This window comes from Pseudoclavibacter sp. 8L (genome assembly GCF_902506465.1).
In the GTDB taxonomy this organism is placed as follows: domain Bacteria; phylum Actinomycetota; class Actinomycetes; order Actinomycetales; family Microbacteriaceae; genus Pseudoclavibacter.
In genome coordinates, this window is the sequence record NZ_LR733199.1 from 1 (window position 1) to 14,417 (window position 14,417).

Below are 14,417 nucleotides of genomic sequence, written 5' to 3' on the forward strand. Positions count from 1 at the left end.
GTCCCAGGGGGGGGGTCTTGTTTCAGGGGCTCGCCAACCCTGCAGTACGCCTATTGCAGCAGGCCTCTCCCTCCGTCTGATTTCGACCTCGACTCTCCACCTCCACCTCGACTCTCCACCTCGACTCCGTGCCTCCTCTCCCGCTCCCACTTCTGTCTCGGGATGGAAAAGACACTTCGTTCTGGGAACGTCTCCAGCACGAAGTGACTTCTCCAGCTCGAGACTGCTCGGCCAGCCCGAGACCGGCGCTCGGCGTGGCCGTCGACGCGGCCGTGCTTGCCGCCGCCGTGGCATCCAGGGAGCGGATGGGCCGGATCAGCGATTGCCGCTGTCCGCCTGCCGCGCTCCCTGCTTGAGTTGAGGTGGATGCGCAGAGCCGCGCGCCGAGAGGAGCCCCGTGCCTGAGACCACCAGCGCGTTCGCCGCAGCCGTCGTCGTGACGGGGGCCGCTTCCGGCATCGGCGCGGCCGTCGTCGAGCGGCTCCTCGAGGGCGACGTCCCGGTCATCGCCGCCGACCTGGCATGGCCCGCGGATGCTGCCCAACCGTCGGGCGTGCGACGCGTTGTCCTCGACGTGCGCGACCCGGAGGGCTGGGCGTCGCTCGCCGAGCTCGCCGCGACCACCGGCGCGCTCGCGGGTCTGGTGAACGCGGCCGGCATCACGAGGCGTGCCCGGCTCGAGGCAGCGACTGCGGAGGACTTCGAGCTGGCCTTCGCGGTCAACGCGACGGGCCCCGCCCTCGGAATCCAGGCACTCGCCCCGCTCATGGCGAGCGGCGCATCCATCGTCAACGTGGGTTCCGCGGCGGCGGTCACGGCCCACTACGCGGTGGCGTACGCGGCAAGCAAATGGGCGCTGCGAGGCATCACGAAGACCGCGGCGATGGAGCTGGGGCCGCGGGGGATCCGCGTGAACATCGTGCATCCCGGGTACATCGAGACGCCCATGACGGCGAGCGCCTCGGCGGCGTTCCACGACATCAACGTCGAGCTGACACCGCTCGGCCGGACGGGATCGCCGGGTGAGGTCGCCGACGTCATCGCGAGCCTGCTCTCGCCCGAGACCTCATTCGTGACGGGCGCCGAGCTCGCGATCGACGGCGGCCTCACCTCGCACGGCGTCGGCCTCCCGATCGCCCGCGCGATCAGCTGAGGCGGACGGCTCTCCCGTGCGCTGCACGGCGAGGGACGCCCGGGAGCTCGCGACGCCGAACCCGAGCTCAAGCAGCCCTATGGCCGCGAGGCCGCCGATGATGACCGGCCAGCCGATGCCCGCTCCGGCTAGCAGGCCGGAAAGCAGGGGGCCGGCCGCCGCGGCCCCGTAGCCGATGCCCTGGACCACGGCTGAGAACGCGGCAGTGGATGCGCTGCTCGGTGCGGTGAGCACGATGAGCGCGACGGAGATCCCGAACGCCGAGCTCAGGGCGACGCCGAGCACCGCGACGACTACGGTCATCGCCTCGAGGGGTGCGATCGCGAGGCCCAGCAGGCTCGCGGCGCCGAGCAGCGCGGTGACGACGAGCATCGGCGTGCGCCAGCCAGCTCGGGATGCGAGCATCGGCGCGAACAGGGCCGCCGGGAGCCCGGCGACGCTCATCCACGCGAGCAGCAGTCCGGCCGCCGCCGGGGTGGCCCCGCGGTCCATCGCGATCGTGGGGAGCCACGCGGTCATGGAGAAGTAGAGGAGCGCCTGGCAGGCGAAGAACCCCGTCACAGGCCAGAGCCCGCGGGCGCGCAGGATCGGCTGGCGCTCGCCAGCCGATACCGGCCGTGGCCCAGCGCCGCGGGTCGCGATGCGGCGACCGAAGGCCAGGGCGAACGCGAGAGCGATGAGGAGAGGGACTCCCCACGCTGCGAGCGCCGGCCCGACCTCATCGCCCAAGGCGTGGAACAGCGGCACCGAGAACGCTGCGCCGGTCGCGGCGCTGACGCCGAACGATGCCGTGTAGACGCCCGTCCAGAACCCGCCGCGCGTGGCGAGCGCGCTCCGGATGATCTGCGGGGCGAGGATGCCGAGGATCGCGATGGAGGCGCCGATGAGGACGGTCGACACGAACAGCGGCGCGGGTCCGAGCGGTCGCAGCAGGGTCGCGCCCGCGAGCACCGCGAGGAGCAGCGCGATCGATCTGGGCAGCCCGATCCGGCCGACGAGCAGCGGGGCGAGGGGCGCGGCGAGCGCGAAGAGGAGCACTGGGATCGAGCTGAGGACGGCGAGCGCCGACGGCGAGAGCGAGTAGCCGGTCCCGATCTCTCCGAGCAGCGCCGAAGTGTTCGTGATCGGGAACCTGACGCTCAGCCCGACGGCGATGACGAGGATGCCGGCCGCGACGCCCTGTCGGCGCTGAGCGCTCACCGCAGCACCCGGCCGTCGCGGATGACGCGAAGGGGAGCCGGTCGGTCGACGACGAGCTGAGCGAGATTCTCGGCAGCGAACTCGAGTCGGGTGTCACTGCGCTCATTCCACTCCGCGACGCTCGCGAGGCCCATCATCTCGCCGCCCGAGATGGAGGCGATGCGGAACGCCCGCTCAAGCTCCTCGTCGGTCATCGCACCGGTGCGGTAGGCGAGGAGGTGCGCGCGGTCGACCATGCTGCCCGTGCCGAACGGGCTCCACGCATCCCGCACCCCATCGGAGCCGGCAACCGCCCGCACGCCATGGGCTTCGAAGCGGTCGAGGTTGGGCACCGGGTCGGGGCCGAGCGCGCACACCGCGATCCAGAGGCCCGCTTCGGCGACGAGATCGAGTGTCTCGCCGAGTGACGCGAGTGTGGGATCGCAGAGCGCGAAGGCGTGGCCGATGGTCACGCCGCCCTGCCGGCCGCCGGCGATCGTGCGCCGCGCGATCTCCCGGGTCTGCGCCAAGCCCTCCTCGCCGCCGTCGTGCAGGTGGATGTCCAGCTCGCGTCCGGCGCGATCGGCGAGCCCGAAGATCGCGTCGAGATGCCCGTGCAGGTCGCCTTCCAGCCCCGCGGGGTCGATGCCCCCGACGAGGTCCGCGCCCGACTGCAGCGATGCCGCCATCGCCTCCAGGGTGCCAGGGTTCGAGAGGAGCCCGAACTGGGGGAACGCGACGATCTGCACCGTCAGGTCGCCGGCGAGGCGCTCGGCGGCGGCACGCACCCCCTCCACGTTGCCGATGCCCAGCTCCGAGGAGACGTCGACGTGCGCGCGCATCCCGAACGTGCCGTTGGCGAGCGCCTGCGAGAACAGGCCGAACGCGCGCTCCTCGACGCTCGTGTCGTAGGCCGCCTGGGTTGCGCGGTCGTTCTCGATCAGCTCGGCGAGCGTCGCCGCAGGTCGACGCGACTGCCAGGGCCGACCCCACGAGGTCTTGTCGGGGTGGATGTGCGCGTCGACGAGCCCGGGCGTGCGCAGTGTCTGCGGGGGCGTGGAATCGGTCATGGTGCTGCTTTCCCCGGGATGGTCGTGAGCTCCCGGAAGGCGAGGGCGTGCTGGGGGCCGGGTCACGCCTGGTAGGGGATCGTGGGCATGGCCTCCGTCGATGAGCCGTCGAGCCGGAGCGCGAGGGGCCCTCCGCGGCGCTTGCGGCGAACGAGGTACACGATGACGCCGATGATGAGCCACGCCGTGCCAAGCACGAACGTGAACGGAGCCAGCGAGGTCCACAGCCAGGCGACGGAGACGAACCCGATGATCGGCATGATGAGGTGCCGCAGCAGTCCCCATCCGCTGCGCAGGCGGAGGTCGAAGAAGAGCACCTTGGCGGTCGCGAGGTTCACCATGGCGAACGCCACGAGTGCGCCGAAGTTGATCATGTAGACGGCCTGGTCGAGGGTGACGAAGAGCGCGACCAGGGCGATGACGGAGACGACGATGGCCGCCACGTACGGCGTGCGGAAGCGTCGGTGCAGCTTCGCGAGCACCGGGGGCAGGATGCCGTCGCGGCCCATCGCGAACAGCACACGACTGACGCTCATCTGCGCCGCCGTGCCGCAGAGCACGATGCCGACGGTGTTCACGATCACGAACACGACCATCAGCACGTCACCGCCCGCCTGCTGCATGAGCTCCGTGCCGGCCGCGTCGAGGTTGTCGAGCTGCGTCCAGTCGGGGGCGATGAGACTGCCGGCGATCGAGAAGGCCAGGTAGCCGAGGCCCGCGAACAGCGTCGCGAGCACGATGCCCTTCGGGACCTTGCGACGCGGATCGTGCGTCTCCTCGGCGAGCGTCGAGACCCCGTCGAACCCGAGGAAGGCGAACGCCACGATCGCCGCCGCCGCGAGGATCGGCGCGAGCCCGCCTTCGCCGATCGAGAGCGGACCGGTCAGCGATGCCAAGGTCAGATCTGGGGCGTTGAGCACCGCCAGGACGAGGAAGACGACGATCACGAGCACCGACGCGATGATCACGACGAAGTTCATGCGCTTGAACCACTTGACGCCGATGATGCTGAACAGGGCGACGATCAGGATGCACACGAGCGTGCCGACCCAGGCCGGCACCGCGGTGAACAGGCTGTTGAAGTAGAGGCCGAAGAGCAGGAAGTTCACCATCGGCAGGAACAGGTAGTCGAGCAGCATCACCCAGCCGGTGACGAAGCCGACCGCAGGTCCGAAGCCGCGCGTCACGTAGGCGTAGGCGCCGCCCGTGATCGGCACATGCGCGGCCATGCGTCCGTAGCTGTGCGCTGTGAACAGCATGATGATGATCGCCGCGATGTACGCGGCGGGGAGGTGCCCGTCGCTGAGCTCGGTGGCCGGGCCGTAGACGGAGACGACCGAGAGCACGCCCATGGAGGCGAGTCCGTACCCGATGAGGGCGGGCAGCCCGAGGGCGCGCTTGAGGGTGCGCGGCCGCGCTTCCTCGACTGATGTGACGGTATCGGTCATGCTCAGGCTCCTTTGCGTGGGGGATGCACCGATGTCGGGCTGAGCCCGAACAGGAGCGATGGTATGCCAAAACTCGGCAAACGGGAAGTTGTTCGCACAGATTGCCTGCAACCCGGTGGTCTGGGTCTAAGTTTTGGCATACTAAAGTGTGGAGATGCGGTACTCGTCGGACCGGCCGCGGATGCACGAGCATCCCCGCCGCTGTGGGGTGCGTAACGTAGCCAGTCAGTGGATCGAGGAGGGGATGTTCGTGGCGATGACGAGTCCGAACGTGACGGGGGAGCCCTCGGGGGTCTCGATCTCTCATGGTGAGCGGGTGTACGAGTGGGTGCGCGATCGCATCATCGACGGCAGATTCCCTACAGGCAGTCGGGTGCGTGAGCGCGAGGTTGCCGAGGCGCTCGGCGTCTCGCGCATCCCGATCCGAGAGGCGCTGCCCAGGCTCGAGGCTGAGGGGTACATTCACACGCTGCCGCGTCGCGGTGCCGTGGTGGCGCCCATGGAGCTCGCCGACGTGATCGAGCTGTTCGACGTCCGCGCTTCCCTCGAGGTGCTCGCCGCGCGCCTCGCCGCCGCACGATGCGCCGGAGGGGAGTCGGGGGAGGGGCTCCTGGCGGCCCTCGCAACCGCAGACGCTGCCGTCGATTCCTCGGACGAGTCGAGGATCGCCGACGCCACCTCTGACTTCCACGATGCCGTCGTCGCGCTCGCGGGCAGCCGTCTCCTTCGTGACCTGCTCCTCCCCGTGCAGGGGCGGGTCAAGCGGCTCTTCCACATCGCCAGCGAACGCGATGACGATGACGTCCACCGTGAGCATCGCGACCTCTGCGACGCGATCGTTCGCGGCCAAGTCGAACGAGCGGCCGCGCTCGCTCTCGCACACGTCGAGCGCAGTCGGGCGGAGACCCTGCCGCTGCTCGCCGCCCCGGCCCTGCCTGCCTAGCGGGCCCGAAACTCGAGCTTCGGGCACCTGCTCCGTTGCCAGGCGTCAGCGGACGTGCGCGTCCGAGTGCGAGGCGTCTGGTGACGAGGTGGTGCACGATTCCGTGCGGGCTCGTCCCCCTACCCTCTACCCACCAATCGCACGTGAAATAAGTCAGAATCTCTCGAAATAGGGGATATAGGACTTGCGTGAGTTCGGCTGCGGCTGTGCCAGAAGTGTTCCTCAATTGAGTCGGGAGATTTCTGAGGTGATTTTGTCCGCTAAGTTGCTCTTCGCTGCGTTCCGCGGCGGCGACGAAATTAGGGAGAATGTTGCATTGGAATACGGCTTTCACCCCTCGCGGATTCCTGTCGCGACGGGTCGGAGGTGCCCTCGTCTCGGCTCTTGTTCCCGAGGTGCCCACAAGTTGTGTAGCGGACGTGGCTTCAGTCGTGGGCTGCCTCGGCGAGCGTGGTCACGGCCGGGCTCGTGGCGTTTCCGTCGCCTACATCCATTCTGAAGCCTCGTTGCCAGTTCGGGTCCAATTCACGAGGTTCGAGTCGAAGCTCTCAGAAAGGAATCTCAAGGGTGATCGATTTTCTCTCGAGTAATGCCGCCGCCTACATCGGCGTACTCCTTGCCGCCGTTGGGCTTGGTCTGATGGTGAATGTAGAAGAACGACTCTCGACAGTCGGTTTCATTGCTGCCAATATCTCGTTCGGGTTCCTCTACGACAGTTTGGGTCTTGATGTGCCGTTGGTGATTCCGATTTTGGTGACCGTGAGCGTGCTCGTCGGTTCCATCCGGAATATTTGGGGATATAGGGACAGCCCCCTGCTGGCCGGGGAGTCTCCGGCTCGAAAGATCCTCATCTCAATCGGGCATCCGGCACGTGTTCGTGCGGCGGCGCTTGATCGACGAGCGCAGGCTGATGTCTAAGGCCACAGATTGACGAGTCGTCGAATCCTGTCTCGAAGTTCAACGCGAGACGGTGTTCGGGGCGGATTCCCGAGCTACCGTGGACCGGTATGGCTGACATGAGCGCGTACGCAGGGCTGGCGACTGGCGGCAGGTTCCGTGCGCGTGGGTGGCTCGTGTTCGACCCGGCGCGCGCAGCGTCGTATCTCACTCCGTTCCGGCCATCGAAGGTGTTCGTCTGGGATGACCGTTTCCTGCCACTCCGTCTCGACGAGGTCGCGAAGACGGAACTGGCCTTTCTTGAGGGGTGCGTGGAAGTAGAGGGCTTTTGGGATGGAGAAGCTCTGCTGGTTTCCCGCTGGGATGAGGACGCTGCCGTCGATCCCGCCGTGGCCTCCCTCCGAGTCCTTGCGCAGCGGGTTCGGGAGGCTTTCGTTCACACGCACGAAGAGCATCCAGACTTCGAGGCATTCGCCGCCACGTTGGGGAAGCATCCGTCTGTGCTCGCCATGACTCACATAGCTCTGGCCGAGTACGGTCGGGTCTACGTCCTCTCCTCACCCGAGCCGGAGCGGGTCGAGGCGCTCGTGGCGCAGGGGTCGGCTGGCCCCGTCGTCGTCTTCCCCAGTCGGTGGAATGAGGCGCAGCTCGAAGACGCGCGAGCCCTTGTCGACTCGGTGCCGGCTGATCAGGTGCTGAAGATCGGGGAGGCAACGACCGACCGAGGCGAACGCTACGCACACGCTCTGGTGACCCAGCTGCCAGACGGTTTCGAAGCCGCCAGAGATCTTCTGCCGGAGGGGATCGTCGACGTTCGGCCCTGGATCGAGCACGTGAGCGGCCCCATCACCAGCCCTGATGCCCTGGATAACGGATCCCCGCTTGGCTGATGGCGCCGGACGCGGTTGACTTATGTCACGAACGCACCGAAGCGTCGTGAATTGGAGACCAGCCGTGACATCGTCGTCCGAAGGCCTGACCGCCGACTTCGCTCTTGCCCGCTTCAGTGTGGGGGAGGGGACGCCGCAGCTCGGACTCGTCGTGGCCGGCCGCATCCGCCCGCTGAGCAGCGAGGAGCTCGGCGCAGACTCCCTCAACGACTTCCTCGCTAAAGCGCCCGCCTCATGGGACCGCCTCGCGCAGCTCGCAGCAGCCGCCGATGGCGCCGATTGGCTCGCCCTCGACGACGTCACCCTCGAAGCACCCGTCGAGCCACGCCAAGTGCTGCAGACTGGCGCCAACTACCGCACGCACGTCATCGACCTCGTCGCTGCCGGCCGGGCGAAGAACGACCCGCGCCCCATTGAGGAGCTGCGCGAGTGGGCGGCCGAGATGATGGATGCACGCGCCAGGGACGGCGAGCCGTACTTCTTCATCGGCCTCCCCACGGCCGTCGCCGGCGTCGACGCCGAGCTCGAGCTGCCCGGCTACAGCGACCAGCACGACTGGGAGCTGGAGCTCGCCGTGGTCATCGGCAAGCGCGCGCACCGCGTCTCCCGCGAGGATGCCCTCGGCCACGTCGCCGGGTACACGATCGTCAACGACATCTCGACGCGCGACCTCATCTTCCGGAAGGACATGAAGGAGATCGGCACGGATTGGTACCGGGGCAAGAACGCGCCGGGCTTCCTCCCAACGGGACCCTTCCTCGTGCCGGCGCAGTTCGTGGCCGACCCGCACTCGCTCACGCTGAAGCTCACGCTCAACGGCGACACCATGCAGGACGCCGTCAGCGACGACCTCCTCTTCGACATCCCCGCGCTCATCTCGGCCGCCTCCGAGAACATGCCGCTCCTCCCCGGAGACCTGCTCCTCACCGGCAGCCCGGCCGGCAACGGCATCGTGCACGGCCGCCTCCTCCGCGATGGCGACGTCATGGTGAGCGTCATCCAGGGGCTCGGCACGCAGACCACGCAGGTGCGCGCAGAAGCGGCCTCCTCGTGACCTCCCTCACCGACACCGCCGGCACCGGTGCCGGCGGAGCCCCTGAAGTCACGGGAGCCCCAACCGCGAACCCTGCCGAGCTCGACCGCACCGACCCAACCACCGAGGTCGCCCGCGCGGCGAAGGCCTTCCGCAACTGGGGTCGTTGGGGCGAGGACGACCGCATCGGCACGCTCAACTTCATCGACGACGCCAAGCGCGCCGCCGCGGCCAAGCTCGTGCGCACGGGTAGCAGCTTCTCGCTCTCGCAGCCCTTCGACATGAACGGCCCCCAGATGGGGTGGCGGCGCCGTACGAACCCCGTGCACACGATGCTCGACACGGGCACGGATGCGCAGCTCGCGAACCAGGGGTTCCCGCACGGTCTCGGCGGGGCCGACGACGTCATCGCCATGCCGCTGCAGTGCTCAACCCAGTGGGACGGCCTCGGCCACATCTTCGACCACGGCTACGCGTGGAACGGCCGCCGCTCGGGCGAGGTCGTGACGAGCGAGGGCGACCTCGTGACGGGCATCGAGCACACGGCGGCCGAGATCGTGAGCCGCGGCGTGCTCCTCGACCTCGGCAGGCACCTGCGTGACAACGGAGAGCTCGAGGACGGCTACGCGATCACGACCGCCGACCTCGAAGCGTGCATCCACGCGCAGGGCGCCACCGCGGCGGTCGGCCGCGGCGACATCGTGCTCGTGCGCACTGGCCGCTACGCCCGCGCGCAACGCGACGGCTGGCACGGCTACGCCGGCGGGCCGAGCGCCGGGCTCTCGTTCACGACGGCCGGCTGGCTGCACCGCACCGAGATCGCCGCCATTGCAACCGACACGTGGGGTTTCGAGGTGCGACCCAACGAGTTCGACGAAGCCTTCCAGCCGCTCCACCAGGTGGTCATCCCCAACATGGGGCTCACCATCGGCGAGATGTGGGACCTCGAAGCCCTCGCGTCCGCATGCCAGGCCGACGGCGTCTACGAGTTCCTGCTCGTCGCGCCACCGCTGCCCATCACGGGTGCCGTCGGCTCGCCCGTCAACCCCATCGCCATCCGCTGAGCAACCACTCGACCACCCCAGAGGCAGCCCCGCCGCCGCTGACCCAGACACCTTCATCGTCAACGCAGACGCAGAAAGCAGGACCATCATGAGTGCAGTTTCCAAGGTCGCCATCGTCGGAGGCGGAGTCGCGGGCATGGTCTCGGCGATCATCCTCGCCGACGGCGGCGTCGAGGTCGACGTCTACGAGGCGAAGTCCGAGATCACTGCCCTCGGCTCCGGCATCACCCTGCAGGGCAACGCCCTGCGCGTCTTCGACCAGGTCGGCGTCTGGGAGCGCATCCAGGAGCAGTCCTACTCGTTCGACGACGTCAGCATGCGCGCCCCCGACCCCGCGGGCACCGTCATCGCGAGCCTCACCGAGACCCGCACGGGCGGCCCCGAGTACCCCGCGACGGCCGGCATGTACCGCCCGGACCTGGCCAAGATCCTCGCCGAGCGCGCCCTCGAAGTCGGTGCGCGCATCCACTACGGCACCACGGTCACGGGCCTCGAGCAGGACGCCGACAGCGTGACCCTGACGACGGATGCAGGCGACACGTCGCGTGTCGACCTCGTCATCGGCGCCGACGGCCTCAACTCGCCGACCCGATCGCTCATCGGCATCGAGACGAAGCCGGAGCGCACCGGCATGGGCATCTGGCGCGCCTTCGTGGCCCGCCCCGCCGAGGTCACCCACACCGACCTCTACTACGGCGGCCGCTGCTTCATCGCCGGCTACTGCCCGACCGGCGAGAACAGCATCTACGCGTACCTCGTCGAGAAGGCGCAGGACCGCAGCGGCCTCACGCCCGCCGAGAGCGTCGAGATCATGCGCGACCTCGCCGGCAGCTACGGCGGACCGTGGCAGGAGATCCGGGACTCGCTCACCGAGTCGGCCCGCGTGCACTACACGCTCTTCACCTCGCACGTCGTACCGGATGCGTGGAACCGCGGCCGGGTCGTCGTCATCGGCGACGCCGCCCACAGCTGCCCTCCCACGATCGCGCAGGGTGCGGCCCAGGCCGCCGAGGACGGGCTCGTGCTCGCCACGATGCTGCTCGAGCGCGAGCAGCTCGACCAGCCGTTCTGGGACGACTTCCACGCCCGCCGTCTCCCTCGCGCGGCCCACGTCGTCGAGGCGTCCACGACCCTCGGCCAGTGGCAGCTCGACGGCAAGCGCGACGGCAACGTGCCCGCCCTCATGGGCGGCGTCGCGCAGCTCGTGGCGGTGCCGGCATGACCGCCGCGACCGTTTCCGGCGGTGCTTCCGGCGCTGCCGGCCAGATCGTCGACGTGCACGCCCACCTCCTCCTCCCCGCACTCCAGGGCGCCGTTCAGGGGCGCGACCCGGAGGGCTTCGCCGCCGCTGGCGAGCTCGAAGCCAAGCGCAACGGGCCCGAGAGCCTCGCCGCCTCCGGCGCCATGATCAAGTTGCGCTTCCCGAAGCTCATCTCGCTCGAGGAGCGCCTCGCGATCATGGATGCGCAGGGCGTGGACGTGCAGCTCGTGTCCCCCTCGCCGAGCCACTACTACCCGTGGGCGGGCGAAGAGCTCGCCGTCTGGGCGGCGAAGGAGGCCAACGCGGCCATCGCCGCGCACGTCGCCGGTGCTCCCGACCGCCTCCGCGGGCTCGGTCTCGTGCCGCTCCAGCATCCGCACCGCCTCGTCGAACTGCTCGAGGACGCCGTGCTCGCCAACGGCCTGGCCGGCGTCGAGCTGTCGTCGTTCGCGGGCGATGTCGAGCTGAGCGACGCGCGCCTCGACGACTTCTGGCGCCGCGCCGAAGAGCTCGAGGCCATCGTGTTCCTGCACCCGTTCGGGTGCAGCCTCGACGAGCGCCTCGACCGCTTCTACCTCTCCAACACCGTCGGCCAGCCCGCCGAGAACGCCGCTGCGATCTCGCACCTCATCTTCAGCGGCGTGCTCGACCGCTTCCCGAACCTCGTGCTCATCGCGGCCCACGGCGGCGGCTACCTGCCGACGTTCATCGGCCGCTCCGACCACGCCTGGGAGGTGCGGCCCGAAGCGCGCACGTGCCTGCGCGCGCCGTCCACGTACCTGCGGCAGCTGAGCTTCGACTCGCTCGTGCACACGCCGACCGCGCTGCGCAACCTCGTCGCCGCCGTCGGCGCCGACCGGGTGCTCCTCGGCTCCGACTACCCGTTCGACATGGGCGTCGAGAACCCCGTCGAGCGTGTGCACGACGCGGAGCTCGGCGCCGACGACGAGGCGCAGGTCCTGTTCGGCAACGCCGCGCGCCTGCCGCGCCTGTGGAACACGGTGGAGGCGGCCCGGTGAGATACGCCAGGTGGATGCACGACGGCAGCGCGCGTGACGGGGTTGTCGTCGCGCACGAGGGCGGCGACCGACTCCTCGCCTTCGCCGATGGGCTCACCGTGCTCGGGGCGACCAGGCTCGGGCTCGAGCGCGCCAACGCGGCCGCGACCTCGCTCATCGAGCGGGCCTGGGCGGATGGCTCGCTCGGCCTCGCGCCGTCGGTGTCCGACGTCGAACTGCTCGCACCCATCGAGGCGCCGAGCGTGCGCGACTTCGTGGCGTTCGAGGAGCACGTCGAGGGCGTCGTGAAGTCCATCGACGGCGACTCGGGAGTCGTCGCCGAGTGGTACGACGCCCCCACCTTCTACTTCACGAACCCGCACTCGCTCGTGGGCAGCGGGGCGAGCATCCGCCCGCCCGTGACTGAGCGGCTCGACTTCGAGCTCGAGGTGGCCGCCATCGTCGGCGCGGTCGACGGCAGCGACGGGGCGAACCTCGACGAGGCCAGCGCCGCCGGGCACGTCTTCGGCTACAGCGTCTTCAACGACTGGTCGGCCAGGGACATCCAGTCGCGCGAGATGAAGGTGCGCCTCGGTCCGTGCAAGGGCAAGGACTTCGCGGCGACGCTCGGCCCGTGGATCGTCACGGCAGACGAGCTCTCGGATGCGCACGACGCCGACGGATTCCTCGAACTCGAGCTGCAGGTGCTTGTCAACGGCGAGTTGATTGGCAGCGACCTGCTCTCGAACATGGGCTGGTCGTTCCCTCAGCTTCTGGTCTACGCGTCCCGCAATTCGCGGGTCGTGCCGGGGGATGTGCTCGGCTCCGGCACCGCTGGGAACGGCGGGTGCCTCGCCGAGCTGTGGGGCCGCGCGGGCTCGCTCACGCCGCCCCCGCTCGCCGAGGGCGACGTCGTCGAGCTGCGCGTCGAGCGCATCGGCGAGGTCAGCAACGTCATTGGCGCGGCCGTCGAAGCCGTGCCGGTCCCGCGCGCCCGGGCGGCGTCGCGGGCACGAACGAGAGGGCGCGTCAGCGCATGAGCGTGGGAAACACCGGCACCGATTCGGTAGCCGGACAGGAGACCGGCGGTGCCGCTGGCGATGTCACTGCCCCTGTCTTCAGCGCGGGCGCGGTGCCCAGCACTCCCGCCGACGGCGCAGACCACGTCGGTAGCCGTCTCAACGCGGGCCGCGCTTCCACCCAAGCGGGCGAAAGCGAGCGCCAACTCGTCGATGAGCGGGTCACTCCTACTGGCGAGGCGGCGGGCGTCCAGAGCTCGCGCCCCAGCGACATCGTCATCATCGCCGCCGCGCGCACCCCGCAGGGCAAGCTCAACGGGCAGCTCTCAACCCTGACCGCTCCGCAGCTCGGTGCCGCCGCGATCAGCGGTGCTTTCTTGCAGGCCAGCATCGATGCCTCGCTGGTCGACGCCGTCCTCATCGGGCACGTGCTGTCCGCCGGCGTCGGGCAGAACGCGGGACGTCAGGCGGCGCTCGCCGCGGGCATCCCAGCCTCGGCGCACGTCGCCTCCATCAACAAGGTGTGCCTCTCGGGCCTGACCGCCGTCATCGACGCCGCTCGCCTGCTGAAGACGGGCGACGCGCAGCTCGTCGTCGCGGCCGGTATGGAGTCGATGAGCCAGGCACCGCACCTCCTCGCCGGTTCCCGCAAGGGCTGGGCCTACGGTTCTGTCGAGGCGCTCGATCACATGGCCCACGACGGGCTGACGGATGCGGCCTCCGGCCAGAGCATGGGCTTGCTCACCGAGCAGCACAACACGAGCCTCGGCATCACGCGCGAGGCGCAGGATGCCGTCGCCGCGCGCTCCCATCAGCGTGCCGCCGCGGCCGAGGACGCTGGGCTCTTCGACGCTGAGATCGTCGCCGTCGACGTGCCGGTGCGCCGTAGCGACCCCGTGCGAGTGACGCGCGACGAGGGCATCCGCCCCTCGACCACGGCTGAGTCGCTTGCCGGGCTGCGCGCCGCCTTCGCCGCGGACGGGACGATCACGGCTGGCAACGCCTCACCCATCTCCGACGGTGCTTCGGCGGTTGTGCTCACGACCCGTGCCTTCGCGGACGCGCACGGCTACGACGTGCTCGCCGTGGTCGGCGCCGCCGGCCAGGTCGCTGGCCCCGACGCGTCGCTGCAGTCGCAGCCGTCCCGCGCCATCGCCCGCGCCTGCGAGAAGCAGGGGATCGCGGCTTCCACGCTCGATCACATCGAGATCAACGAGGCCTTCGCCGCGGTTGTCGTCCAGTCGCAGGCCGAGCTCGGAGTGTCCGACGAGGTGGTCAACCCGCACGGCGGCGCGATCGCCCTCGGCCACCCGATCGGCGCATCCGGTGCCCGAGTCGTCGTGCATGCCGTGCACGAGCTTGCCCGTCGAGGCGGCGGAACCGCGGCCGTCGCCCTCTGCGGCGGAGGCGGTCAGGGCGACGCCCTCATCCTGACCCACTGACCCGCCAACCCGCTGACCCG

Annotated in this window: 13 protein-coding genes; 10 read left to right on the top strand and 3 right to left on the bottom strand. The window is 69.5% G+C overall.

Going from position 1 to position 14,417, the window contains the following annotated elements; genetic code table 11:
• Window positions 1-397 precede the first annotated feature (397 nt).
• Window positions 398-1,153, top strand: a complete 756-nt coding sequence (locus GV007_RS17300; protein ID WP_201297769.1) for an SDR family oxidoreductase — start codon at window positions 398-400, stop codon at window positions 1,151-1,153.
• On the opposite strand, the gene GV007_RS17305 is transcribed toward GV007_RS17300, so the two are convergent.
• The 3 genes from GV007_RS17305 to GV007_RS17315 all read right to left on the bottom strand — a co-directional run bounded on the left by GV007_RS17305 (window position 1,067) and on the right by GV007_RS17315 (window position 4,850).
• Window positions 1,067-2,353, bottom strand: a complete 1,287-nt coding sequence (locus tag GV007_RS17305) for a hypothetical protein (protein ID WP_160074838.1) — start codon at window positions 2,351-2,353, stop codon at window positions 1,067-1,069. The two genes, GV007_RS17300 and GV007_RS17305, sit on opposite strands and share 87 nt — an antisense overlap.
• The gene (locus GV007_RS17310) at window positions 2,350-3,402 is read right to left on the bottom strand and encodes an amidohydrolase family protein (protein WP_160074840.1); all 1,053 of its coding nucleotides are present in this window, start codon (window positions 3,400-3,402) and stop codon (window positions 2,350-2,352) included. The genes GV007_RS17305 and GV007_RS17310 overlap by 4 nt, the downstream gene beginning before the upstream one ends.
• 62 nt (window positions 3,403-3,464) lie before the next feature.
• Window positions 3,465-4,850 carry an APC family permease gene (locus tag GV007_RS17315; RefSeq protein ID WP_160074842.1) on the bottom strand — a complete coding sequence of 462 codons (1,386 nt, stop codon included), beginning with the start codon at window positions 4,848-4,850 and terminating at the stop codon, window positions 3,465-3,467.
• 256 nt (window positions 4,851-5,106) lie between these two features.
• On the opposite strand from GV007_RS17315, the gene GV007_RS17320 reads away from it, so the two are divergent.
• The 9 genes from GV007_RS17320 (at window position 5,107) to GV007_RS17360 (ending at window position 14,397) form a co-directional block, all read left to right on the top strand.
• Window positions 5,107-5,793: a GntR family transcriptional regulator gene (locus tag GV007_RS17320; RefSeq protein WP_160074844.1), complete on the top strand. Its 687-nt coding sequence runs from the start codon at window positions 5,107-5,109 to the stop codon at window positions 5,791-5,793.
• Between the two features lie 567 nt (window positions 5,794-6,360).
• Window positions 6,361-6,711: a hypothetical protein gene (locus GV007_RS17325; RefSeq protein WP_160074846.1), complete on the top strand. Its 351-nt coding sequence runs from the start codon at window positions 6,361-6,363 to the stop codon at window positions 6,709-6,711.
• A gap of 89 nt (window positions 6,712-6,800) precedes the next feature.
• Entirely contained in the window at window positions 6,801-7,580 is a 780-nt protein-coding gene (locus GV007_RS17330; protein ID WP_160074848.1) for a hypothetical protein, read from the top strand.
• A gap of 64 nt (window positions 7,581-7,644) precedes the next feature.
• Window positions 7,645-8,634 (top strand): fumarylacetoacetate hydrolase family protein, encoded by a 990-nt coding sequence (locus tag GV007_RS17335; protein WP_236558612.1) that lies wholly within the window; start codon window positions 7,645-7,647, stop codon window positions 8,632-8,634.
• Entirely contained in the window at window positions 8,631-9,677 is a 1,047-nt protein-coding gene (locus tag GV007_RS17340; RefSeq protein WP_160074852.1) for a cyclase family protein, read from the top strand. The genes GV007_RS17335 and GV007_RS17340 overlap by 4 nt, the downstream gene beginning before the upstream one ends.
• Before the next feature lie 88 nt (window positions 9,678-9,765).
• Complete coding sequence (locus tag GV007_RS17345) at window positions 9,766-10,899, top strand: FAD-dependent monooxygenase (protein ID WP_160074854.1); 1,134 nt, start codon at window positions 9,766-9,768, stop codon at window positions 10,897-10,899.
• The gene (locus GV007_RS17350; protein ID WP_160074856.1) at window positions 10,896-11,957 is read left to right on the top strand and encodes an amidohydrolase family protein; all 1,062 of its coding nucleotides are present in this window, start codon (window positions 10,896-10,898) and stop codon (window positions 11,955-11,957) included. Before GV007_RS17345 ends, GV007_RS17350 begins: the two co-directional genes overlap by 4 nt.
• Window positions 11,954-12,976 (top strand): fumarylacetoacetate hydrolase family protein, encoded by a 1,023-nt coding sequence (locus GV007_RS17355; protein WP_236558613.1) that lies wholly within the window; start codon window positions 11,954-11,956, stop codon window positions 12,974-12,976. The genes GV007_RS17350 and GV007_RS17355 overlap by 4 nt, the downstream gene beginning before the upstream one ends.
• Complete coding sequence (locus tag GV007_RS17360; RefSeq protein WP_160074858.1) at window positions 12,973-14,397, top strand: acetyl-CoA C-acetyltransferase; 1,425 nt, start codon at window positions 12,973-12,975, stop codon at window positions 14,395-14,397. The genes GV007_RS17355 and GV007_RS17360 overlap by 4 nt, the downstream gene beginning before the upstream one ends.
• Window positions 14,398-14,417 lie beyond the last annotated feature (20 nt).